The sequence below is a fragment of the Nostoc sp. LEGE 12454 genome (assembly GCF_056620565.1).
Window position 1 is genome coordinate 1 of the sequence record NZ_JBWQXL010000071.1, and the last position, 22,648, is coordinate 22,648.

Genomic DNA, 22,648 nt, shown 5'->3' on the forward strand with positions numbered 1-22,648 from the left:
CCCTTACTTATAGAAATCGCCGAAAAAGATTTAGTTTAAGGTTTAATCTGATTGCTGCTCTCTACAATTATGAGCTTTGTCTCCCCAAAATAAAATCTTCCTGAGCGACTTTTGCAAGAGGTCTATTCTTTCATACCTGAGTATTCTATTCAGGTATGAATAGTTTTTATTGATGATTTTGATAAAAAATGATATTGGCTAGTATTGATACTTTCTTTTAAAGTGAAATGAGTAATTAGAATACACGTATAAGATATTACTCATGAAAAAGATTAATCCTATTTCAGAAATAGTTGGTGAAACAACTGACGTAGAATCTTGGCTGATGCGAGCGGGGCTAAAATTTTCCGACTTAGGTAACGATCCTGCAAGTATTGCAATCCGTAGGCAATGGCGAGAATACCAAGCCGCAGTTCACAAATGTTGTGTAACCCTACATCAACCAGCATCACGCGTTCAACTAAGCGGCGACTATGCCAGTTTGAGAATACCTGGCTCGGCATTAACTAATTGTGAGATTGATCGCCTGTCGAGTCGTCCCCAGTCCTTAGACTAATTATCCTGTTGCACGCCGTTCACTACTGGCTTAATTTCCGAAAATGGATCGGTGCCGCCACCCCAGTTAAAATCACTAATTCGGAAGCTGATGCCGCCTAACTCCAACACCGGATTGTAACGCAAGGTGATGCCATAGGTACGACGGCTATATTCCAAAATGTAGTCGGTGCTAGTTTCCTTACCAGTATCCAAGTTAACAGATGTTTGGAAGCCTAAGCGAAAAGGGCCGTAGATTTGCTGTGATATTCCGGCGGTCAATACTTTGTTATCAACGGAGCGGTCAAACAAAAAGGGAGATAATCCGCTATTTAAGCCTTGAGAGTAACTGACATTAAAGGCAGTATAGTCGAAAAAAGGTCGGGAAAAATGACCAATTTGCCCTTGTAAGCCAATTGTACCGGTTAGAGTACTTTGGTTATCACCATTGGTGTAATAACTGGTAGTACCTGTGAGGCTAGCGATCGCTAGCAAGTAAGGAACTACAGGAGTAGCGGTGTATCGTAATCCCTCGGTGGCAGTGGGTGGTAATGGTTTTCCCTGCCACAGCAACAGCCCTCTACTGAGAGTCGCACTGCCTTGTAAACGACCAAGTGAAATGCGATTGTTTTCCCGCACTGGTTCTAGCAAGTCTAGGCGATCGGTGTTGGCATCAATATACTGGGCACTTGCCTGGTAGTTGAGGTTGATGCCACTTTTTCCTAAAGCAATTACAGGAGAGGTGATAATGCCGCCAAAACTGCTTTGGACAGTTTGAAAACCCAGAGTACCGTTGTAAAGACGATTGCGGTAGTTATATTGCACATTCAATGTGTGGGGAAGAGAAGTGCCTAATGTCTGGCGCAATCCTAAATTCACCCGCAAATTGTCTTCCACGTCATTCAAGTTAAAACTAGTTAACTCCCCAGTTCCCTGAATTATCGACCGTGGACTCAAAACAGAATTTATCTTGGTCTTCACACCAAACAGTGCGCCTAAGTCACCCGTACCTTCTTGCACACCTCTCTGTAATAATAACTGGGGCGTGATCGTCCAGCGTGTTTGCTCTGTATCGATTACTGGAAAGCCACGCTCAATATACAAACCACCCCGATCTTCTCCATCGTAGCCGGGGGAGACTATTGCAGGTGTAACGTCCCGCTCTCGGCGGTCAATAGTCCGCTCATTCAACGGAATTGGTAAGGAGACTGTTTGATCCAATACCAAACGCTGTCGCTGCGTCCTGATACGGTCTACCAAAGGTGATTCTCGCGTCAAAGTTACTTTATCTGCGCGTAATTCTAATTCTGGGGGCGAAAAAGGATCGTTAGTGATGCGGACATTGCTTGCTTGCCAGCCTTGCGGATAAAAGTCAATTTGTTCAGCTTCAAATCTGAGCCGATTGACTACACCCCCTGCTTTCGGCGGCGGGATGTTGCTAGCGTCTGACTGACCACCAAATGTCACATTAATTCCTCCAGGGCTACTCACACCGGAAAGGGGTTGATTGGCTCGAATGCGATCGCTGGGCGGACGTTTTGAAACTCCACCAGCACTTACAGCTGTGGGTGAAAAAGCAAAATCTGTTTGTGCTGAAGGTACGTAAATTTCTCCTCTACCGTTTTCCAGTTCCCCACGATCTTGAACGAAGTTATAGGTAAAGCGTTGTCCGCGCAGTATCTGATCGCCCCGTGTTAAGGTGACGTTACCTTCCCCCGCAGCGATCAAGTTGTCCAAATTGACTTGTAAGCGATCGGCATCCACCACCGCCCCATCAAATCGCACAATTACATTACCTACAGCTGTAATAATTCGCTGTTTCTCGTCATACTCTTGCCGATCTGAAGTGACTTCTACAATTCTTTGTCCGGCTGGGGGTGTAGTAGCTGGCGCAGTTGTACCAGATGGTTGAGCTTGTGGCTGAGTGGTATTTACCTGTGGTGTAGGCGTTGGGACTTGGCTTTGCTGCTGGACTTGAGACTTAAATTCTACAGTGATGGGTACTGAAACTTGGTTTGTCGGCTTACGAGACCTGAATGTTATAAAATTTTGTACTGATTGAGAACTTGGTGCTAGATCGGCAGCAGATACAGAAATATTATCTTTTTTTAGAAACTGTTGTGCAGTCAGATCGCGTTGCTGTTTTTGTTGGGTTAACTTCTCAGATAAAATTTCTGCTTTGGATTTGCCTAACTTGTTACTGTTGGTGACAGTTGGGGCGATTTGAAGAGGGCGCGGAGATTGGGCGACAAGGGGACTTGGAGAAACTCTATAGCTAAAGCTAGAAGAGTCCAAAAAGGTTGGTTTTGCTCCACCATTAGAGTTGGGATTTAGCGTAGACGCAAAGCAGCTTATCGTCAGACATCGCTGATTGAGTTTTTGAGAAGGCTCATCTTTTGCATTTTGGTCTGAAGCCTCCGCTTCGACTTTTCTTTGCATCTCCCGTTTGCGCAGTACCGACATCAGAAGTTCCGAGTGGCGGGGTTCGACGCTCGGACTTGTCTTTGTGTCTTTTTTAACTTGGCGATTAGAGGTTGTAACCTCTTGCGTGGGATAACCAACAACCAGCGGCTGCCCCAAAGGCCCAGCAGTTGCAGAACTGGGGAGTGGGGAATTTTCTGGTGGAAAGGTTTCTGGTGAATGAGGTACAGAAGAAGTTTCAGCAACTACCAAGCGATCTTGAGTTGAGTCGATCGGAGTTGACAATAAAGGATCGCTTTTAGTGTTACCCGAAATTGCCAACAGAGCCAAATTCTTGGGCTGTTTGGATTTGTCTGTCTTTTCGTGTATTCCAGTATCTACACCTGAAAGAAACTTTGTATGACTAGCAGATGAGGCGGGATTTACAGGTTGTAAAGATTCAACGATCGGAGGTGGATTAGGTGGCAGAACTGGATGAAGCATAAGTGAGCAAAATCGGGCTAACAAACAGCCAAATGACAAAGGGAAGGATAAACATACATTTTGCCTTCCGACTGTCGCCTTCTGCTACCTACAGCAAGCTACTTGGAGAAAGAAACTTACTAAACGAAAATTTAGTAAGTTTCCGTGGCGTTTAGTATTTTCCGCCTTCCAAAGTCGCGGATGATTTATCGCCCTTTTACTCTAAGTCCCGACGGCCGGGGTTACGAGCTGGATCGTTCGACAAAAATCCGAAGATGAAGATAGTTACGAAGAAGGCAACAACAATATAAACAGCGATTTTTAAAGTCAGCATAGAAATATCTCCAACGGGTAAAACAAAGAAAGCTTTTCTTTCAGTATCTGCAATGCAGAAAAGATAGCTACTTTATATTACCCAAATCTCGTCCCTTTTTTAGAGGACTCTGGGGACTCAAGACTAGCAATGTCTACCCTACGGTTATTGATAATGTACAAAATGTCAGTTGTCTGACTTGTAGATGCCCTTAAGAAAGATAACTCAGAGGCGTTTACCCTTGTGACGTTGACTGATGGCAAAGGTTTCCCAAAAAAGGCAACAGCTTACAGGGGATAGTGACTATTCCTCATGCCTTTCAGCAGTGCTGAGTTAGGAGTTATTATTTCTCCTCTGCCCCTCTGCTCCCCTGCTCCCCTGCTCCCCTGCTCCCCTGCTCCCCTGCTCCCCTGTCTCTTATACCCAATCCCCTACTTCTCAACTTGAAGCTTTGCTATATCTTTGCCAATTCGGTTTTTAATTACTCGTGCAGGTATACCGACAGCAACGGAAAAAGGAGGAATATCTCTATTAACAACTGCTCCCGCACCAATAACACTGCCTTTGCCGATAGTAACGCCATCTAATACTGTTACTCCATGTCCTAGCCAACAATCATCCTCAATCACAATTCCTTTGCGAGTAACACCTTGGTATTTAATCAGCTCCATCGGATCGGCAAAATTATGATTATTGGCATATATCCCTGAATGGGCAGCAATCATGCAGTGTTTACCAATTTTAATGTCTCCTGGTCCCTCAATACACACGTTAGGAGCAATGAAGGTGTCTTCATCAATATGTATACACGTATCTTCTAAAGACCCGATATCAACGTTACGCTCAATCGCGACTCTATTTCCTAGATGAATTTTATTATTTTTATGTCCTCTCGCATCCATCCGCACACCCTTGAAAATATAGACTCCTGTGCCGATCTCAATACAAGAAGTACCGTTAAATTCAACACCATTTTGAATATATACTGGCCTGTCTATCTGGGCAAAAATACTACGATACCCTAAATTACGCAACTTTGGGCCGAGAAGAAGTGTTGGAATATCTCCTAACACTGTAGTTACTAAAAGTTCTTGCACGCGCTGCAATTTGGAAAAATATTGCTCGTTTTGCATGGCTACATATCTCGTTAATCAATTGTTGTTGACAGTGTTTAAAATTGTTTTGGCTGTATTCTAATCTTCTGCCAATACCAATAAGCTCTGTGTGTATTAATACATGAGCTAAGGTAGCAGTATCGCCAAAATTCTCCAAGATTTTTAGCTGGTTTTACAACATTTGAAAAACCAGAGTCTGGCTTTGACTATGGGAGCAACTCTTGAGGTTAGGTATGTAGAATTACTCAAGAAATATGCACAATTGCATTAAGTCGCTAGCAGATTTTGTAATATGCACGTAAAATTTTGGCTTATATTTCACAAAATCAATTAACAAAATAATTTCAGTGCATTGCTGTGTCAAAACTTAGACCCTTAAATTGTCTGATGGAAAATTTGCTGGTTTAGATAGACTACTGTTTTGGTTCTCTGGCAAATTTGAAAAGCTTGCTACCGCTAACAGCACTCCTAAAGCAAATAGGGATAGTGTTGTTTGTCTTGAGGCTATTTCCTCTCAAGCGGTTTTAGTCTTTTGAAAAAATTCAGTTTCGCAAGCTATTTTGCAACAAAAAATACATTTAACTAGACTATATTCAAAGTTTAAATAAAATTTCTGCCTAGCATGACAATGTAATTATTGTTGGATTTTTTTGGGTATTTTTGCCCAAACAAAATCCAATTAGGGTGGATTATCTCCCACATCAGCCATCACATTGAAGTTAACCATCGGTGCAAACAAGTAAGCGCTTCCCCGACTGCTATGACGGCTTTCTTGCAACGAATTTCTAGAGTATGCTGCTCCAATCATGTTGCACACGGATGATTTACAGACTAGCCAATTCACGTTTTTAATGACATGAATGGTTTTTAATAACAATTGTTTTTAACGATAACACATTTTATTTTTAGTGGAACACTCTCATTAAATAAGTTTATTTCCAGGTTTATTGTTGATGAGAATGAAGGAAAGAAGTTAATTTTTTTACTAGAGCGATGCCTGCGGTGGGCAAAGATTATGCTACTTGCAAATATTTTTATACACTTAGATAAAATTCATTGAGGAGGAAGATTTAAAAACGCTGTCAGGGGTTATTAGCATTTTTGCCTAGATTTATCTCGTTACTGATAAAAGTAATTTTATGATTGAGCGTTCAACTTAGATTGATATCTACTATACTTGTGACACCCTCTTATTTAAAAAGCCAAACTAGCTCAAAATATTTATTTTGTCCACATACTTACTATCTAAAATATTGTAAATCACCCATTCGGGTGAGCCAAAAGGGTGATGTGTGCTTGGTACTACTCGTTATAAATTTTATTTAAAGAAAGCTAAAACGTAGCTTAGTTTCGAGGACAAATCTACAAAAAAACATCTAATTTTCCAAATTGAGGTATCAGTTTTAACTCACACACTTGGTTCAAATTATGGCTTTAATTAAAGAAATTGTACAAGAAGCTCTAACTATCGGCTCTTTGAGTGTTGTAGCCGAAGATCAACTGCGATCGCAGCTTCAAGGTAATTATGACTCAGAAGACCTAGATGCCTGGATAATTTTACAGCGAGCTATTGCAGCAGGTGATGTAAAACTTGAGTCGCGCCGAAAAAAAGCTTCCCCCTCTCCTAAAGCCAAGGACACTTCATCAAGTATCAAACTTGCTTATCAAATGGCAGCAGAACTGGCTTATGCAGCAGCTGTAGCTCTGACAATGACAAAAAATACTAAAGATCAGCCTTCACTAGGTGCATAAAATAACACCTTTATAAGTTATTTTCCTGGTTTAGTGCAAATAATTTCATACCAAGTAGTTAGCGTAGGTGTAGCCCGCCCCAGGCATCGCTTTTCTTGATTAACTGCTTGGTAGGGCTTTCATCCGATTATTTATGGGGTTTCCCTTCTCCTCCTGACTTGAAAGTACTGAGTGCTGAGTGCTAAGTAAAAATCCTAGTCTTAGAAAATTTTCATGCTTGGCTTTTGAAACTCGTTTCATCGGGACTGCTGCTTTGACAGCGCAATTTTATTAAAAAATAATTAAAAAATTTAACTTTACTGGACACAGCTATGGGGAATTTTCATCCTCAGCCAAGACTCTCGATCGATCCCCGGAAGCAATACTAAAATAAATATAAATTATTTATTCAAAACTAAATATTTTTCAGTGATACATACCAGTAAATGATTAAATCTTAATATACCAAGTACATGGCTCAGAGTAAGGCATAGAATTAGAAACACCTTGGTGTAAACTTTAGCAACGAGGTTAAAAATAATTCTCAATGCTTAACAAAGTCATAGCTTTTTCACAAACTACTGTATAAAGAATTGGCAACATTGGTAAAGAGAGTAAACAATAACCATAGCTAAACTTGGAGTTTTGCCAACCTATGCAGCCAATTCGTACATTTAACGTATCCCCTTCACTACCGCCGCGACTCGAACCACTACGGCGGCTGGCATATAACTTGCACTGGGATTGGAACGTTGATACTAAAGACTTATTTCGTCGTTTAGACTCCGACCTGTGGGAGGCTAGCCATCACAACCCAGTGTTAATGTTGGGTACAATCTCTCAATCGCGGCTTCTGGAAGTTGTCGAAGATGAAGGCTTTTTAGCGCAAATGGATCGAGCTGACCGTCAGTTAGACGATTATTTGCAAGAGCGCACTTGGTATCAGAAACAACGGGAGCAGAAACCCAAAGAATGCTACGCCTATTTTTCGGCGGAATTTGGACTTGTAGATTGTTTGCCCGTCTATTCTGGAGGCTTGGGCGTTCTGGCGGGGGATCACCTCAAATCTGCCAGTGACTTGGGGCTACCGCTTGTAGGTGTAGGTTTGCTGTATCAGCAAGGCTACTTTGCCCAGTATCTCAATGCTGATGGCTGGCAGCAAGAACGCTATCTGCTCAACGATTTCTATAATATGCCCTTGCATCTGGAGCGCAATGGCGATGGTTCTGAACTGCGGATTGCGGTAGATTATCCAGGACGTAAGGTATATGCCAGAGTTTGGCGCGTACAGGTAGGAACTGTACCTCTGTATCTGCTGGACACCAATATTGAACCGAACAACACTTACGACCACGACATCACAGATCAGCTGTACGGTGGCGACATCGATATGCGTATCCACCAGGAAATCATGCTGGGGATCGGTGGTGTGCAAATGCTCAAAGCTTTGGGGCTGAAAGTTACCGCTTACCACATGAATGAAGGCCACGCCGCCTTCTCTGCCCTAGAACGCATCCGCTTGCTGATTCAGGAAGAGGGACTGAATTATGCCCAAGCTAGACAGGTGGTCGCTTCCAGCAATATCTTTACCACCCACACACCAGTACCGGCAGGAATTGACTTGTTCGCTCCTGAGAAAATGCTGCACTACTTGGGATATTACGCAGAGATATTTGGGTTGCCTAAAGAGCAATTTTTAGGACTGGGGCGCGAGAATACAGGCGATTTATCTGGGCCTTTCAGTATGGCGGTGCTGGCGCTGAAGATGGCAACATTTTCTAACGGCGTCGCCCAACTACATGGTGTGGTGTCGCGGCAAATGTTCCAGGGCTTATGGCAGAAAGTGCCCGTCGAAGAAGTGCCGATCGCCGCAATTACCAATGGTGTCCATGCTCGGAGTTGTGTGGCAAAATCGACTCAAGAGTTGTACGATCGCTACCTCGGCCCAAATTGGTCATCAGCACCACCAGATAGCCCATTGTGGGATCGGATGGACGCCATACCCGATGAGGAATTGTGGCGCAATCACGAACGCTGCCGCTTGGATATGATTTTGTATGTGCGGGAGCATTTAGTCAAGCATTTGACCGATCGCGGCGCTTCCGCTTCCGAAATTTCCCAGGCACAAGAAGTTTTAGATCCTTACGCTTTCACCATTGGCTTTGCTCGTCGCTTTGCCACCTACAAACGCGCTACCCTCTGGATGCGCGATTTAGATCGCATTAAGCGGCTTCTGCTGGCTAACAAAGACCGGAAAGTGCAATTTGTGATTGCTGGTAAGGCACATCCTAAAGATATTCCCGGTAAAGAACTGATCCGCGAGATCAATCACTTTATCCGCGAACAGCATTTAGAAAAACAGGTAGTGTTTGTTCCGAATTACGACATTCACATCTCCCGGTTGATGGTTGCGGGTTGCGATATCTGGTTGAACACACCGCGTCGTCCACGGGAAGCCTCTGGTACTAGTGGTATGAAAGCCGCAATGAATGGCTTACCAAATTTAAGCGTACTAGATGGCTGGTGGGATGAAGCTGATTACGTCCGCACAGGTTGGGCAATTGGACATGGAGAGAATTACGACGATCCTAACTACCAAGATGAAGTAGAAGCAAATGCTCTCTATGAATTGTTAGAGAAGGAAGTTGTACCGCTATTTTATGAACATCGGGATACTGATGGTTTGCCCCGTCCGTGGGTTGCGAAAATGAAGGATGCAATTCGGTTGAATTGTCCCTTCTTTAATACAGCGCGGATGGTAGGAGAATATGCACAAAGAGCTTATTTCCCGGCTAGCGATCGCTATCATACCCTGACTGTTGATAACTATGCTCCAGCCAAAGAACTAGCCGCTTGGAAAGAAAAACTCAGCGAACACTGGTTCAATATCAAAATCAAAGATGTTGACGTATCGGCAGCTTCAGACATTGAGGTTAACCAAACCGTTGCTGTCAAAGCCAAGGTTGACTTGGCAACTTTGACCAATGATGATGTGCAAGTGGAGTTATATCAAGGTGCGATCGATGCCAATGGTGAGATTGTCAATGCTGTGCCAGTAGTAATGGATTACCAAGGTGAAGATGGACAGCAATTGAGTATTTACACTGGTAATATCATCTATACCGCTTCTGGTTTGCAAGGTTTGTCTTTGCGTGTATTGCCGAAAAATAAAAATCTGGCTAATCCTTATGAACCAAGGTTGATTGCTTGGGCAGAATAAGAGTAATGAGTAGTTACTGAATACTCAAGATTAGGCGTTGCTGACTTAAGTTTAGCAACGCCTTTTATTTTACACATTTTCAGGTAGATAATTAATATTTAATAACTGTTCTAAGGTATAAATACAATATTGAGGTAAGTTATCTAGTTTACCCTCAGTTTTCTCAATTACATACCCTAAAGCATCATCATAAATTGATGCTAATTCATTGTCTAAGTATTGATATAAATTACTTGTCAAGTTACGTTTTAATTGATTCCTAAAGCTTATAATTTCTGCTTTACAATGTCCCGAATTACATTGATACTCTTGTGTCCAGTATTGCAGCAGCAAAAGATGTCTAATAATTTGTTCTAATAAACTAGCAACCTTGGCTTTGTCTCTACGACCCAAATTTTCTAGCTCCTCAATTAAGTTTTCTAAATCTAATTCTTCTAAATGGTTAGCCTTCAATAGCTTGATTGTTTCTTCTAACCAGAGATGATCGTCAATTTTATAAAGCTCTTTTAAACTCAAATTAGAACTAACTCCTTGCATAAAACCTCTTTGAGTTAAATCTTACTACATTACAATTTTAGGTTAATTTCTCTGAGGGATGATAATGTAGCCAGTGGTGCGATCGCCTAATACTAAATTACGTTGTTCTCCCCAATACCACCAATATGCGGCAACATAGGCGCAAATTAAGCTATCTAGTTTATCTTCGGTTGCTTTGAGAGCTGCGCCTGTGGTGGGGATTTCAAGAAGAAACGAACCGCAGAGGCGCAGAGGAGGAGAGAAGGAGGGGAGGATATCAAGAAGATAATTTTGGAGTTTAATTAGTTCTAGGCGGCGCTCATTCAGGCGTCCTTTTTTGTATTTGAGGATGCGTTCTAAGTTGAATAGGTTAACTATTGCTGGGTGGGGAAAGACTTCTATTTGATATCTGCTGAGTTTTTGCGGTTCTATGGTGGGTGCGTGTGCAAAACCGCGTGATTCTAATTCTAAGCCAAAGTTGATGGTGCGATCGGCGAAGGGTAAGTTTTGATTAGCTGGGTAGCATCCCGCATGATATTTACCAAAGTGCTTGTGGCTGAGTTTGTCGGGTAGGCGACTCCCGTTAGCGTTGGGTATAAGGGTAGGCGCATCTACAGCGATGATGGCTGGTTCGTCTGCTTGGACGCTTTTATCGATCCAGGTGAGGATATCTGCAATGGCATCTTTGCGGTCTAGATCGAGTAATTGTAGTTGTCCATCTATCCATTCTAAACAGCACAATCCACTTGGTTGAGATTTCCACCCTAAATCAATGCCAATAAATTTCATGGTCATAACACGAATTTGCGATTATTTTCGCATTTTCGGGCAACCATTTACCTAAATTTACTTGCTAAAAGTTGTGATAAATAATCTTATAATCTTAAGCAGCTTGTCTTAATTTATTTTATCTGGCAATAATTTAATCAAGATTATTCCAATGAAAGTTTTATTTTTACATCCCAATTTTCCCTCACAATTTCGCAACCTAGCGACAGTTTTAGGTAAAGATCCTAATTGCCAAGTCGTCTTTGGGACAAATCGTCGGGAAGGGGAAATACCTGGCGTTTTTAAAGCTATTTATACTCCTTCTCGTGAAGCGGCGCCTCAAACTCACCACTACGTTCGCAACCTGGAAAATGCTGTTCTCACCGCTCAAGCTGTCTATCGCGTGGCAGAAAAATTAAAATCCGAGGGTTTCTTTCCAGATATAGTTTATGGCCATTCTGGTTGGGGGCCGACTTTATTTATGAAAGATGTTTTTCCCAAAGCAGAATTATTATGTTATTTCGAGTGGTTTTATCACGCTCACGGTTCCGATGCAGATTTCGATCCCAACGATCCATTGAATGCTGATGATGAATGCCGCATCCGCGTGAAAAATGCACCGATTTTAACTGATTTATATAGCTGCGATCGCGGTCTTTCTCCAACCAATTGGCAGCGTCAGCAGTTTCCCAAAGAATATCATAGCAAACTCACTGTAATTCATGATGGTGTCGATACCAATTATTTTGTCCCCAAACCAGAGGCAAAGTTAGTTTTACCAAGAATAAATCTGGATCTTTCTCATGTGGAAGAGTTGGTAACTTATGTAGGACGAGGAATGGAACCTTATAGAGGTTTTCCGCAGTTTATGGAAACGGTAGCGCTACTTCAGCAGCGACGACCTAAGTGCCACGTGGTAGTTGTCGGAGAAGACCGGGTTGCTTATGGGAAGAATCTACCCGATGGGCAGACTTATAAACAATTAATGCTAGAAAAATTATCTTTGGATTTATCGAGGCTGCACTTTACAGATAGGCTTCCTTACAATGAGTACCTTCAGGTTTTGCAAGCTTCTTCTGCTCATGTTTATTTAACCCGTCCTTTTGTATTATCTTGGTCAATGTTAGAAGTAATGGCAGCAGGATGTTTACTAGTAGCTTCTAAGACTCAGCCAGTTTTAGAGGTTGTAAAGGATGGGGTGAATGGACTGCTGGTAGATTTCTTTTCTCCTCAGAATATTGCTAATCGGGTTGAAGAGGCGCTGAATAATCCTCAAGAAATGAAAGCAATTCGTGCGAATGCGCGAGAGACAATTCTGAAGCGTTATGATTTGGCGAAACTTTTACCGCAGCATTTGCAATGGATGTTCGCTGGTAAAACTTCTGATAATTTGAAAAAGCGCCCAAGTTCTAAAGGGTTTGGCAGAAATTAGTCATTGGTCATTTGTCATTCGTCATTTTTCATTTGTCATTTACATAAATATTTTTTGCCTTAAGCAAAGGTGCAAATAAAAGCCTGAAAGGAAATACTTTTGCAAGAAGTATATTAGTTATTAGTGATCGCTCAAAATGACAAATGACCAACATAACTCTTGCAGAGGCTGCACTTAGTACAAATGACAAATAAAGATAAAAGCGATATTGAAAATGCGAATTATTTTTACCATTGCCCATTTTTTCAAACCTAGCAATGAGGGTCGTCATGCTTCCCAACGCAAAGACCCGCAATCCCGTTTGGAGGCGTTAACTAAAAGTATTACCGCTTTACACCAATTATTTGGTAAATCTCAAAGTATTATCAACATTGCTCAACGACTAGCTTTTCCTGCTAATCAGCCGCAGTCTCACGAACTAGATATTGTTATTTGTACAACTAAAGATAATCATCTTCTGAATCATCTTCCCTTACCATCCCATTTATATAGGCATTATTCTAGCAATGCAGAACCTCTACTTTTGGGGTTTGAGTGTCAAGCTTTTCTGCAAAGTTGTCTAGGTAAGTACGATTATTACTGCTTTCTTGAAGATGATTTAATTATTCATGATCCTTGGTTTTTTATAAAATTAAACTGGTTTACCCAACAAGCAGGTGATTTAAATTTGCTCCAGCCAAATCGTTATGAAGTATCTCCCCACGCTTTGGTTCACAAAGCTTATATTGATGGGGATTTGGCTTTGCGAGTAACTGCTCCTTTTCAAAATGTGCAAGAGCAACAGGAACTCAATGGTGCAATTATGAATGCACCAATTACCTTTCGTCGTGCCCTCAATCCTCACGCAGGCTGCTACTTTTTAAATGCAAATCAAATGGCTCACTGGGCTAATCAAACCTATTTTCTTGACCGAGATATTAGTTTTGTTGGCCCTTTAGAAAGTGCTGCCACATTAGGAATTATGAAGACATTCAAAGTTTACAAAACCTCACCAGAGCAAGCAAGCTTTTTAGAGATTCAGCACTTTGGAACTGGATTTCTGGGGCTAATTGGCGGACAGGTGGGTTTGGCTGAAAGGTAAATCGAATTTAAGAGTTTGGTTTTTGTGAGCAAAATTAATGCGATCGCTATTGATAAAAACCCAATAAAAACACATTAGCGATCGCTCAACAATCAACTAATCTTAAATTGTGACTAATGGTTTTTCAACAGGTGTAGGCGTAGTCAACGGATCAAATCCTAATTGCTCAGTAATGCGCTCTCTGGCTAAAAGGCGGTATTCCCAAAAATGCTCGCCAGCAGCACATAAACCCAAATACATATTCACAAATTGCGGCTTGGTGCGAATAATAGCCCAAAGCTGTTGCCAAAATTGACCCCGAATTTCCCGCCGTTGCCAACCTTGTCGCCAAAGTAAGTGTGCAAGTAGTCGCAGTCCTTTGCCAGGAGGAAAATACATTGTCTGCTGTAGTTGGGGATTAGGTGTAATCTTGAGGCATTGTTCAAAACAACGTCGGAGATAGTTTTTGGGTTCGTATATTCTCCAAATTGCCTCTAAATATTCTTTAGCAACTTCAGCCATCGGCCGGGTAGGAACAAAATTCATTAAGGAATTCTGATCCCCCACCTCCGTACCTCCAAATCCTTCTAATAATCGCTCCTCTCGTTTTAGTCTTTCCCAGAGGGCAGTATTGGGAAGGGCTTGCAGTATACCTAGCATCGGTTGAGAAATGCTGGTTTCTTCAATAAAAGCTTCAATTCGCTCCCCAGCACCAGTTTTTTCTCCATCAAAACCAATGATAAACCCTGCATAGATTAACAATCCAGCTTCATTGATGGTACGACAGGCTTCTAACAGGGGATTGCGGGTATTTTGAAACTTGCGAGTCACTTGCAGGCTGTCTTGGTCTGGTGTTTCAATACCCAAAAAGACTGCGTAGAAACCCGCTTTAGCCATTAGTTCTAATAGCTCAGTGTCTTCTGCTAGGTTGACGGAAGCTTCTGTCAGGAAAGTGAAGGGATAATTGCGTTCCTGCATCCAGGGGATTAATGCTTGTAAGAGGCGTTTTACATTGCGTTTATTGCCGATGAAGTTATCATCCACAACGAACAGAGATCCGCGCCAGCCTAAGTCATAAAGGGTTTGCAATTCTGCTAGGGTTTGACTGGGTTCTTTAGTACGTGGTTTGCGACCGTATAGATTGATGATGTCACAGAATTCGCATTCAAAAGGACAACCGCGAGAAAACTGGATTGCCATCATTAAGTAATCATCTCGCTTGAGTAAATCAAAGCGGGGGATGGGGCTTTGGGTTACATCTGGTTTTTCCAGGGCGCGGAAAGTTCCTTGTTCTTCACCTTTAGCGATCGCATCTAAAAATTGCGGAACTGTAATCTCTCCTTCATCTAAAATCAAATAGTTAGCTCCTGCTTTTTGGGCAGGTTCTGGCACTGAGGTCGGATAAGGGCCACCCACAGCAACTTTTTTCCCCAGCTGCGCTGCTTTGTGAATTTGAGCGAGAAAGTCTTCTTTTTGTGCAAGCATCGCAGAAAGAATCACGATGTCGCACCATTGCCAATCGGCATCTGTTTGTTGGTTAACATTGCGGTCATAAAACCGAACTTCCCAGTCTGTTGGTAGCATAGCGGCAACAGTCAGAATCCCTAGCGGTGGAATAAATGCCTTAAGTCCCGCTATTTTCATGAATTCGTCGTAAGACCAAAACGTTTTAGGAAAGCGGGGGTAAAGTAAGAGTACTTTCATTGCTGTAGTCCTCTAATTAAATTTTGGTTGAAAAATTTTTTACTTTTGACAAATCCGGGTTTTGGATGGTCATTGCAGAGATGATGCTACGATCCCACTACTTTTATTCTTGCTCTATCTATTTTTAGATAGACATTTGCATCAGCAAAGATAATTTTGTAGTCAGTTAGCAGGATTACCGCCGTTGTCATAAAATATAATGGCGGATTTATGCAACGAAAAACTGCCAGACCAATCGTCTGCTAGTAAATCCAGAAATAATTGAGCATTTTTATAGGTCAGAGTAGTAAAGCTTTCATCAGCAGGCTCTCCTGAGTGAAAAAATTAACTCATAATGTTGAGATTACTGCTACTTTCTCAGAAAAAAATTTAAATTTTGTCTATTTTTGTAAATTAAAAGTACATAAACTGCTTTGATGAGGAACAAAAGCTTTAATTACGGCGTTTTGCAGTTTAGTATTTCTATTGCCGTGTTATGTAAACGCAACCTTTTGCAATACCATTGCATCGACTAACAATGCCATTGCATCAACTGACAATGCGATTGTTTCGACTAACAATGCGATTGTGTTGACCAACAATGCGATTGCATCGACTGACAATGCCATTGTCTCGACTGACAATGCGATTGTCTCGACTGACAATGCGATTGTGTTGACCAACAATGCCATTGCATCGACTGACAATGCGATTGTGTTGACCAACAATGCCATTGCATCGACTTTTTTTTACAACGGACTACAAGCTGTCTAAAGTACACTAAGTTGTCGTTTTCCTTTGTGAAGAGTTTCTATAGCAATCGGAGTTGAGTTAAAATCTCTCATTCCACAACGGCGAGTTGACCTGGAAAATGTCAAAATTAAATGAGTTTTGCGTAGGCGCAAGCAACTTGTCGCCAGACATCGCCACTTGACATAGCGCGGATTTGAGATAACTAAGTTGGAATTTATGGGCAAGCAACGTGTTCTTTCTGGAGTTCAACCAACCGGCAATTACCATCTAGGTAACTACTTGGGAGCCATTCGCAACTGGGTAGAAGGTCAGAGCGAATACGAAAATTACCTTTTTGTGGCTGATTTGCACGCGATTACAGTGCCACACGACCCAAAACAGTTGGCAGCTGATACCTACACTCTTGCTGCTCTTTATCTAGCTTGTGGTCTTGATTTAAATCACTCCACCATCTTTGTACAATCCCACGTTTCGGCCCACAGCGAACTCACTTGGTTGCTCAACTGCATTACACCTTTAAACTGGCTGCAAGATATGATCCAGTTCAAAGAAAAGGCCGTCAAGCAGGGAGAAAATGTGAGTGCAGGCTTATTAGATTACCCTGTGCTGATGGCATCTGATATTTTGCTTTATCAAGCGGATAAAGTGCCAGTGGGTGAAGACCAAAAGCAACATTTGGAATTGACACGGGATATTGCAGCTCGGTTAAATCATCAATTTGGTAAACCAGAACAACCAGTTTTGAAGTTACCAGACCCTTTGATTCGTAAGGAAGGGGCAAGGGTGATGAGTTTGGCGGACGGTACACGCAAAATGTCGAAGTCCGATCCTTCGGAGTTAAGCCGAATCAGTTTGCTAGATTCGCCGGAACAGATTCAATACAAGATTAAGCGTTGCAAAACCGATCCCATTCGTGGGCTGACTTTCGACGATCCAGCGCGTCCAGAGTGTAATAATTTGTTAACGCTCTATACATTGCTTGCTGGGAAGAAAAAGGAAGATGTGGCAGTTGAGTGTCAGGATATGGGCTGGGGACAGTTCAAGCCATTATTAACAGATACAATTATTGAGTCCCTCAAACCAATTCAAGAAAAATATCACTCGATAACGGCGGATAAAAGCTATTTGGAATCTGTGTTGCGGGATGGAGGCGAAAAAGCTAGAGCGATCGCAAATCAAACTTTATCACAGGTAAAAGCTGCTTTAGGCTACTCTCTTCCTCTATAAGTTTTCCCCTTTAGGTGTGATTTGTTATACCATTTAAGAAATTGAAAACCTTAATATTATGCATCACACCCACAGCCCCACAGGCTTGAATGACTTTCGTAGAGCTGTACGAGCAGGTGAATTTCTAGTTACCGCCGAGGTAGCACCGCCAAAAGGGGGAGATCCAGCGCACATGATTCAAATGGCGGCGACTCTTAAGGGGAGAGTTCATGCCGTCAATGTAACTGATGGTAGCCGCGCAGTGTTAAGGATGTCTTCGTTAATGGCGTCAGTGATTTTATCACAGAATGGCATAGAGCCGATTTGTCAAATTGCTTGCCGCGATCGCAACCGCATCAGTTTACAAGCTGATTTGATGGGCGCTCATGCTTTAGGTATTCGTAATGTTTTAGCTTTGACTGGCGACCCAGTAAAAGCGGGCGATCATCCAGATGCCAAAGCAGTGTTTGACTTAGAAGCTGTGCGACTGCTGCAACTGATTCGGAAGATGAATCAAGGCGTTGATTGCAATGAAAAACCCTTGACTGATGGAGCATTAGATTTATTTGTTGGTGCAGCAGTAGATCCGCAATGTAAAAGTTGGTCGGGTTTACAAAGTCGATTTGAACGCAAAATCGAAGCTGGAGCGCAGTTTTTTCAAAGTCAGTTGATTACCGATTTTGAGCGACTGGAAAAGTTTATGGATACCATTGCTGCTGGTTATAAAAAACCAATTCTGGCAGGAATATTTCTGTTGAAATCAGCAAAAAATGCCCAGTTTATTAATAGATGTGTTCCGGGTGTAGATATTCCCCAACATATTATTGATAGATTGGCAAAAGCCAAAGACCCTTTTGAGGAAGGGATAAAAATTGCCGCCGAGCAAGTGCAGATAGCGCGGCAATTATGTCAAGGGGTTCACATGATGGCGGTGAAACGAGAAGATGCGATCGCGCCAATTTTAGATTTGGCTGGGATTGCTCCAGTGAATCAATTGGTATCTATGTAAATTAGACAATGAATCTTTTATTAAAGCAGATGGTTATTCCTATCTGCTTTTTTTATTATGTTGAAACAGACGCGTTTGCACTATTTTTGATAGACTTTCAATATCCAATGTTTCCTTGACTAAATCTAGGTGCAAACTGACAAAATATTTTATAGCTTATTTCAAGCTTTTCCTAGCATATTTTTTGCCATAATTGGCGACACGACTGCCAATGTCAACGCCTATCAATTTGTTTCAGTTGAGTTAAAAGAAACCGCTTTTAGGATTGATGGGGTCTTCATCCCCAAAAGTGAAACCACAAACCAACCACTTTACTTTGTTGAAGTTCAGTTTCAAGTAGACCCGACTTTCTATAGACGTTTCTTTGCCGAAATCTTCCTTTACTTACGTCAAAACGAATCAGTCAATTTTTGGCGTGCTGTGGTTATCTATCCTCAAAAGAGTTTAGATCCAAGCGATCGTCTACCGTATGAGTTGCTGCTAGAGAGTTCACAAGTGCAACGTATTTATCTAGATGAATTAGATACGAGGGAGAACTCACTTCAAGTTGCGATCGTTAAATTAATTATCGAAAGAGAAGAGACAGCCGTTGACAAAGGTAGAGAATTGATTTTACAAGCAAGGCAACAACTGGCAGATGAATCTACCACTAAGCAAATTGTAGAATTGATAGAGACTATTCTGTTGTACAAATTTACCCGCTTAAGTCGAGAGGAGTTAGCAGAAATGTTGGGTATAGACGACGAATTCAAAAAAACACGGATGTATCAATCAATCAAGGAAGACGGCTTAGAAGAAGGTCGCCAGGAAGGTCGCCAGGAAGGTCGCCAGGAAGGTCGTCAGGAAGCTAAGTTAGAAGCTATTCCCCGATTGTTGGCATTGGGATTGAGTGTAGAACAAGTGGCGGTGGCTCTCGATTTAACGGTGGCGCAAGTAGAGCAAGCAGCCCAGAATTAGTCTATCTGATAGTGGGCAGTGCTTGCGTCTAATTTAATTAGCAAGTGCGACGCCGAATAGTCTATCGTAAACATCGCCTCTTTTTGTTTTAGCTAAACCAGAAGCGATGTCTACGATGGGCTTACGCCTACGAACTCAAAACCTGGGTTACATCTTACCGTGTTGCAGCACTTGTTGTAGATGTTGGCGAATCTCTTGTGCGTGTTCAATATCAGATTGCCGCAATTTTTGGAACAACTCTACACAAGGTTGAGAACCTACTTGTTCTGCATCTTTGATGTAGGTATCGTAAGCTTTAACAGCTTCAGCCTTGTTGTGCAAAACGGTGACAAAATCATACTCCAAGTCGCTAATCGCGGTTTGAGATTGTCCGTTACCTGTATTTGTAGCCATTGCTTGAACCTCTTTTAGTGTTTCTAATTAACGTTATATTCACCCTTCAAGAGCGATTCATCTTCCAAAAAGAGTATATTTCAATACGTCGGAAGTACCTTGCAAAAGTAGGTTATACTCGAATGGCACGAAGACTTATATGAAACTTCGCTTTTGTCAGAGTGTTGGGGGTAGGGTGTCGGGTGTAATGTAAAGAGACATTCAATGGACGAGTGTGAAACCTAGCTCTACTCTTCTTAATTCCCTACACCCAATACCGCACACCCAACATACCAAAACCAGTAATATCAAGGGTTAGCGCTTTTCAAGCGTGTTATTCGGTTATACGCTTTTAGATTTTAGAGCCATCCAAGTTCCTGATACAGTCTCAAACAAAAGAGTGGAGAGTAGGAAAATACTTTTTCACCACTCTCCACTCCTCACTCCCCATTTTCATAACAATTTATCCAAGCGGTTGATTCTCATCACATTGACGTGAATACTGTAATTCCAACTCGTTTTGCCGTTCTCTACCTCCCCTATACACAACCGGACAAAACTTAGTGTTAGCACTCATGCAATCCATGTGTGGCGTTTTAGCACAGACTACGAGTAGTCCACCCAGAACAAACAACAAACCACAAATTGCAAGCGTATTAACCCAATGCATTTCTAGCGCTCCGTGAACTACTACTTCTCGTAGTAGAGATACAATTGTTACCTCAACTGCTACTCCCACAGAGATACTGTGTTCTTGCAAATAGACCATTAATAGTCGAAATAACTCGACTAAAATCAACACAAATAGTATTTTTGCAGTCACATGTTTATAGTCTAGTGGCTGCATGAGGGCGATCGCTATCCCCCACAATTGGATTAGCATGACGGCGAACAAACCCAAACACAAAACAATCACAATTAAGTCTTGAAAGGCTTCCATGTTGCGAACAATTGATTGCCGATCGAGCCAGCGATCGCTAAATAAAAATCGACTTTTCTGGCGCTTTTGCATGTACATTTTTCCAATCGGGACTAGTTCAGACAACACCAGCGAGTCAACCCAATAGTTTTATGTTATGCAATATTAAGTTTTTCTGCCTCAGCGAGGTTGGTAATTTAAATTTTGTGCTTGTTGTAACAATTGCTCGGCATTTTTCGCCCATTGGGGATTTTTTTGAGAATTGTATAAATCTCTAGCAAATTGCAATACTTGTACTGCATCGCCATATTGCTGTAACTGGATAAAAACTAACCCAGCACCATAATAAGCGTTGGGATAATTAGAGTTAGCTTCGGCTGATTTTCTAAAAGCCTCTAATGCCTCTTGTAATTTACTTTGTTGAAAAAAAATTGAGCCGAGATTGTAGTAGGCTTCTGGATACTTGGGATTAATTTTTAATGCCTGATAAAATGCACTTCTGGCTTGATCGAGTTTACCTTCTTGGAGATAACACATCCCAATATGGTAAGGAGGTTCTGGCGCATTTTTGCTATATTCTACAGCTTTTTTAAAAGACGCGATCGCTTGTTTGCAATCTCGTTGCTGTTCTCGTACTAACCCCAAGTTATAGTGGGCAAATCCGAGTTTGGGATCGAGTTCTAAGGCGCGTTGCAAATAGTCGTTAGCTAACTTTAAATTATTCCCTTCTAACAACGCTCCGCCTAAATTAGCAAAAGCTGGAGCAAATTTCGGATCGGCTTGCGTGGCTCGATAAAATGCATCCGCAGAGGGTTGTAATTGTCCCGTTTGTCGGTATGCTAACCCTAAATTATAGTGCGCTGGTGCTAATGTCGAATCTAATTTAGCTGCTTGTTTAAAGGCAGCGATCGCATCTTGTACCTTTCCCGCCTGAATTGCTTGTAAGCCTTGGTTTAACCAGTCTACAGCAGTTTTAGGATTAGATTGGGCCAACTTTGAGGCGACAGGAGGAGATAGAGCAAGAGAGGGGGAGGAGATACTCATAATCAGCATCAAACTTACTAACCCTGCTATGCGATATTTGAAGAATGATAATCTCATTGATTTTCTGACTCGCAACACTTTCAGTTAAATTTACTTGATAAAAAGTTTTTACAAAAGTTTTTGATTCGGTATAAAAATTTGTGAGACTTAATTTTTCTTAAGCTAAATCTTACGACAGGCTACAATTTTTTTAACTTTCGATTAAAGGGAGGATAATAACGAATTAAAGAAGGGGTAATTTTGACTCCAGAGAACCATTTTTTTATCCCTTAATATATACAGAATCATGCGGTTATAAAAGACTTACCGCAAGGGAGGTTTTATGAACGAAAAAGTAAAATCGGGTTCGCGGAACGTTGCAATTGTCGGGCCTTATTTAAGTGGAAAGACCACTTTACTAGAAAGCTTGTTATTTGTCACAGGGGCAATTTCCCGCAAAGGCAATGTTAAGGACAGCAATACAGTGGGAGATAGTGCTGCCGAGTCGCGCGATCGCCACATGAGTGTAGAAGTCAGCGCCGCTAGCACTGAGTATAACGGCATTCACTTCACATTTATTGACTGTCCGGGAAGCGTAGAATTTGCTCAAGAAACGTACAATGCTTTAATCGGAGTCGATGCAGCAATCGTAGTTTGCGAACCCATCCGCGATCGCGTCCTCACCCTCGCCCCTCTATTTAAATTCCTCGACGATTGGGAAATTCCCCACCTCGTCTTCGTCAACAAAATGGATCGGGCAAATATTCACGTCCTAGAAACGTTACACGCCCTGAAAGCAGTATCTAGCCGTCCTTTGGTAGCGCATCAATATCCCATCATGAACGGGGAACAACTCACCGGCTTTATCGATATGGTGAGCGAACAGGCATATCAATATCATCCAGGCGCACCTGCCGATCCCATCCCCTTCCCTGAAAGTTTAAAAGAAGAAGAACATACAGCACGGGCAGAAATGCTCGAAGCTTTAGCAAATTTTGATGACCATTTACTCGAAGAACTTTTAGAAGGTGCGTTCCGTTCCCTCCAAATGGCATAAAGCCAAGGACGAGGGACAAGAGAAGGTAGGGAATATAACTCTAACTGAACCTTGATAACTTAACTTTCGTGTTGGTGAGAGAAATAACTCAAGTCCA

Annotated in this window: 19 protein-coding genes and 1 pseudogene; 9 read left to right on the top strand and 11 right to left on the bottom strand. The window is 41.9% G+C overall.

What is annotated here, in order from left to right; genetic code table 11:
• The first annotated feature begins 262 nt into the window (after positions 1-262).
• Positions 263-556 (top strand): hypothetical protein, encoded by a 294-nt coding sequence (locus AC1F2U_RS32845; RefSeq protein ID WP_480264949.1) that lies wholly within the window; start codon positions 263-265, stop codon positions 554-556.
• Here the strand turns inward: AC1F2U_RS32845 and AC1F2U_RS32850 are convergent.
• The 4 genes from AC1F2U_RS32850 to AC1F2U_RS32865 all read right to left on the bottom strand — a co-directional run bounded on the left by AC1F2U_RS32850 (position 553) and on the right by AC1F2U_RS32865 (position 5,689).
• Positions 553-3,438, bottom strand: coding sequence for a DUF3769 domain-containing protein (locus AC1F2U_RS32850; RefSeq protein ID WP_480264950.1), 2,886 nt, complete (start codon positions 3,436-3,438; stop codon positions 553-555). The two genes, AC1F2U_RS32845 and AC1F2U_RS32850, sit on opposite strands and share 4 nt — an antisense overlap.
• Before the next feature lie 196 nt (positions 3,439-3,634).
• Positions 3,635-3,751, bottom strand: coding sequence for a photosystem II reaction center protein I (locus AC1F2U_RS32855; protein WP_041566417.1), 117 nt, complete (start codon positions 3,749-3,751; stop codon positions 3,635-3,637).
• Between the two features lie 410 nt (positions 3,752-4,161).
• Entirely contained in the window at positions 4,162-4,863 is a 702-nt protein-coding gene (locus AC1F2U_RS32860) for an acyltransferase (RefSeq protein ID WP_480264951.1), read from the bottom strand.
• Positions 4,864-5,524: 661 nt separating this feature from the next.
• Positions 5,525-5,689, bottom strand: coding sequence for a hypothetical protein (locus AC1F2U_RS32865; RefSeq protein ID WP_179063512.1), 165 nt, complete (start codon positions 5,687-5,689; stop codon positions 5,525-5,527).
• Between the two features lie 584 nt (positions 5,690-6,273).
• Here AC1F2U_RS32865 and AC1F2U_RS32870 point away from each other — a divergent pair.
• The gene (locus tag AC1F2U_RS32870) at positions 6,274-6,597 is read left to right on the top strand and encodes a hypothetical protein (protein ID WP_322671054.1); all 324 of its coding nucleotides are present in this window, start codon (positions 6,274-6,276) and stop codon (positions 6,595-6,597) included.
• A gap of 634 nt (positions 6,598-7,231) precedes the next feature.
• The gene (glgP, locus tag AC1F2U_RS32875) at positions 7,232-9,796 is read left to right on the top strand and encodes an alpha-glucan family phosphorylase (RefSeq protein ID WP_480264952.1); all 2,565 of its coding nucleotides are present in this window, start codon (positions 7,232-7,234) and stop codon (positions 9,794-9,796) included.
• Positions 9,797-9,865: 69 nt separating this feature from the next.
• On the opposite strand, the gene AC1F2U_RS32880 is transcribed toward glgP, so the two are convergent.
• Both AC1F2U_RS32880 and AC1F2U_RS32885 read right to left on the bottom strand, forming a co-directional pair.
• Positions 9,866-10,333 (bottom strand): DUF29 domain-containing protein, encoded by a 468-nt coding sequence (locus AC1F2U_RS32880; RefSeq protein WP_480264953.1) that lies wholly within the window; start codon positions 10,331-10,333, stop codon positions 9,866-9,868.
• Positions 10,334-10,375: 42 nt separating this feature from the next.
• Positions 10,376-11,101 (bottom strand): DUF429 domain-containing protein, encoded by a 726-nt coding sequence (locus tag AC1F2U_RS32885; RefSeq protein WP_480264962.1) that lies wholly within the window; start codon positions 11,099-11,101, stop codon positions 10,376-10,378.
• Positions 11,102-11,252: 151 nt separating this feature from the next.
• Between AC1F2U_RS32885 and AC1F2U_RS32890 the strand changes: the two genes are divergently transcribed.
• Positions 11,253-12,512, top strand: a complete 1,260-nt coding sequence (locus AC1F2U_RS32890) for a glycosyltransferase family 4 protein (RefSeq protein WP_480264954.1) — start codon at positions 11,253-11,255, stop codon at positions 12,510-12,512.
• Between the two features lie 214 nt (positions 12,513-12,726).
• Positions 12,727-13,593, top strand: coding sequence for a calcium-binding protein (locus AC1F2U_RS32895; RefSeq protein WP_480264955.1), 867 nt, complete (start codon positions 12,727-12,729; stop codon positions 13,591-13,593).
• Between the two features lie 102 nt (positions 13,594-13,695).
• Here the strand turns inward: AC1F2U_RS32895 and AC1F2U_RS32900 are convergent, their stop codons facing one another.
• Positions 13,696-15,276 carry a B12-binding domain-containing radical SAM protein gene (locus AC1F2U_RS32900; RefSeq protein WP_480264956.1) on the bottom strand — a complete coding sequence of 527 codons (1,581 nt, stop codon included), beginning with the start codon at positions 15,274-15,276 and terminating at the stop codon, positions 13,696-13,698.
• 473 nt (positions 15,277-15,749) lie between these two features.
• On the bottom strand, positions 15,750-15,989 hold the full coding sequence (locus AC1F2U_RS32905; RefSeq protein ID WP_480264957.1) for a hypothetical protein: 240 nt from the start codon (positions 15,987-15,989) through the stop codon (positions 15,750-15,752).
• 235 nt (positions 15,990-16,224) lie between these two features.
• Here AC1F2U_RS32905 and trpS point away from each other — a divergent pair, with 235 nt between their 5' ends.
• The 3 genes from trpS (at position 16,225) to AC1F2U_RS32920 (ending at position 19,180) form a co-directional block, all read left to right on the top strand.
• Positions 16,225-17,235, top strand: a complete 1,011-nt coding sequence (gene trpS, locus AC1F2U_RS32910) for a tryptophan--tRNA ligase (RefSeq protein ID WP_335180439.1) — start codon at positions 16,225-16,227, stop codon at positions 17,233-17,235.
• Positions 17,236-17,293: 58 nt separating this feature from the next.
• Entirely contained in the window at positions 17,294-18,223 is a 930-nt protein-coding gene (locus AC1F2U_RS32915) for a methylenetetrahydrofolate reductase (protein ID WP_480264958.1), read from the top strand.
• A 129-nt stretch (positions 18,224-18,352) separates the two neighbouring features.
• Positions 18,353-19,180, top strand: coding sequence for an Rpn family recombination-promoting nuclease/putative transposase (locus AC1F2U_RS32920; protein WP_480264959.1), 828 nt, complete (start codon positions 18,353-18,355; stop codon positions 19,178-19,180).
• A gap of 147 nt (positions 19,181-19,327) precedes the next feature.
• On the opposite strand, the gene AC1F2U_RS32925 is transcribed toward AC1F2U_RS32920, so the two are convergent.
• From AC1F2U_RS32925 to AC1F2U_RS32935, 3 genes are all read right to left on the bottom strand, one after another.
• A complete protein-coding gene (locus AC1F2U_RS32925) occupies positions 19,328-19,573 on the bottom strand; it encodes a hypothetical protein (RefSeq protein WP_190960961.1) in 246 nt (81 codons plus the stop codon).
• 442 nt (positions 19,574-20,015) lie between these two features.
• Complete coding sequence (locus AC1F2U_RS32930) at positions 20,016-20,570, bottom strand: phosphate-starvation-inducible PsiE family protein (RefSeq protein ID WP_480264960.1); 555 nt, start codon at positions 20,568-20,570, stop codon at positions 20,016-20,018.
• Positions 20,571-20,651: 81 nt separating this feature from the next.
• Complete coding sequence (locus AC1F2U_RS32935; protein WP_480264961.1) at positions 20,652-21,572, bottom strand: tetratricopeptide repeat protein; 921 nt, start codon at positions 21,570-21,572, stop codon at positions 20,652-20,654.
• Between the two features lie 265 nt (positions 21,573-21,837).
• Between AC1F2U_RS32935 and AC1F2U_RS32940 the strand changes: the two are divergent.
• Positions 21,838-22,521, top strand: a pseudogene (locus tag AC1F2U_RS32940) (GTP-binding protein); the annotation flags it as partial.
• Positions 22,522-22,648 lie beyond the last annotated feature (127 nt).

Bases quoted from the DNA above. Each gene is read 5' to 3' on its own strand.
- AC1F2U_RS32860 (WP_480264951.1), bottom strand. From the start codon at position 4,863: ATGCAAAACGAGCAATATTTTTCCAAATTGCAGCGCGTGCAAGAACTT.
- AC1F2U_RS32850 (WP_480264950.1), bottom strand. From the start codon at position 3,438: ATGCTTCATCCAGTTCTGCCACCTAATCCACCTCCGATCGTTGAATCT.
- AC1F2U_RS32935 (WP_480264961.1), bottom strand. From the start codon at position 21,572: ATGAGATTATCATTCTTCAAATATCGCATAGCAGGGTTAGTAAGTTTG.
- glgP (WP_480264952.1), top strand. From the start codon at position 7,232: ATGCAGCCAATTCGTACATTTAACGTATCCCCTTCACTACCGCCGCGA.
- AC1F2U_RS32885 (WP_480264962.1), bottom strand. From the start codon at position 11,101: ATGAAATTTATTGGCATTGATTTAGGGTGGAAATCTCAACCAAGTGGA.
- AC1F2U_RS32890 (WP_480264954.1), top strand. From the start codon at position 11,253: ATGAAAGTTTTATTTTTACATCCCAATTTTCCCTCACAATTTCGCAAC.
- AC1F2U_RS32905 (WP_480264957.1), bottom strand. From the start codon at position 15,989: ATGGCATTGTTGGTCAACACAATCGCATTGTCAGTCGATGCAATGGCA.
- AC1F2U_RS32855 (WP_041566417.1), bottom strand. From the start codon at position 3,751: ATGCTGACTTTAAAAATCGCTGTTTATATTGTTGTTGCCTTCTTCGTA.
- AC1F2U_RS32900 (WP_480264956.1), bottom strand. From the start codon at position 15,276: ATGAAAGTACTCTTACTTTACCCCCGCTTTCCTAAAACGTTTTGGTCT.
- AC1F2U_RS32915 (WP_480264958.1), top strand. From the start codon at position 17,294: ATGCATCACACCCACAGCCCCACAGGCTTGAATGACTTTCGTAGAGCT.
- AC1F2U_RS32845 (WP_480264949.1), top strand. From the start codon at position 263: ATGAAAAAGATTAATCCTATTTCAGAAATAGTTGGTGAAACAACTGAC.
- AC1F2U_RS32930 (WP_480264960.1), bottom strand. From the start codon at position 20,570: ATGTACATGCAAAAGCGCCAGAAAAGTCGATTTTTATTTAGCGATCGC.
- AC1F2U_RS32880 (WP_480264953.1), bottom strand. From the start codon at position 10,333: ATGCAAGGAGTTAGTTCTAATTTGAGTTTAAAAGAGCTTTATAAAATT.
- AC1F2U_RS32925 (WP_190960961.1), bottom strand. From the start codon at position 19,573: ATGGCTACAAATACAGGTAACGGACAATCTCAAACCGCGATTAGCGAC.
- AC1F2U_RS32895 (WP_480264955.1), top strand. From the start codon at position 12,727: ATGCGAATTATTTTTACCATTGCCCATTTTTTCAAACCTAGCAATGAG.
- trpS (WP_335180439.1), top strand. From the start codon at position 16,225: ATGGGCAAGCAACGTGTTCTTTCTGGAGTTCAACCAACCGGCAATTAC.
- AC1F2U_RS32870 (WP_322671054.1), top strand. From the start codon at position 6,274: ATGGCTTTAATTAAAGAAATTGTACAAGAAGCTCTAACTATCGGCTCT.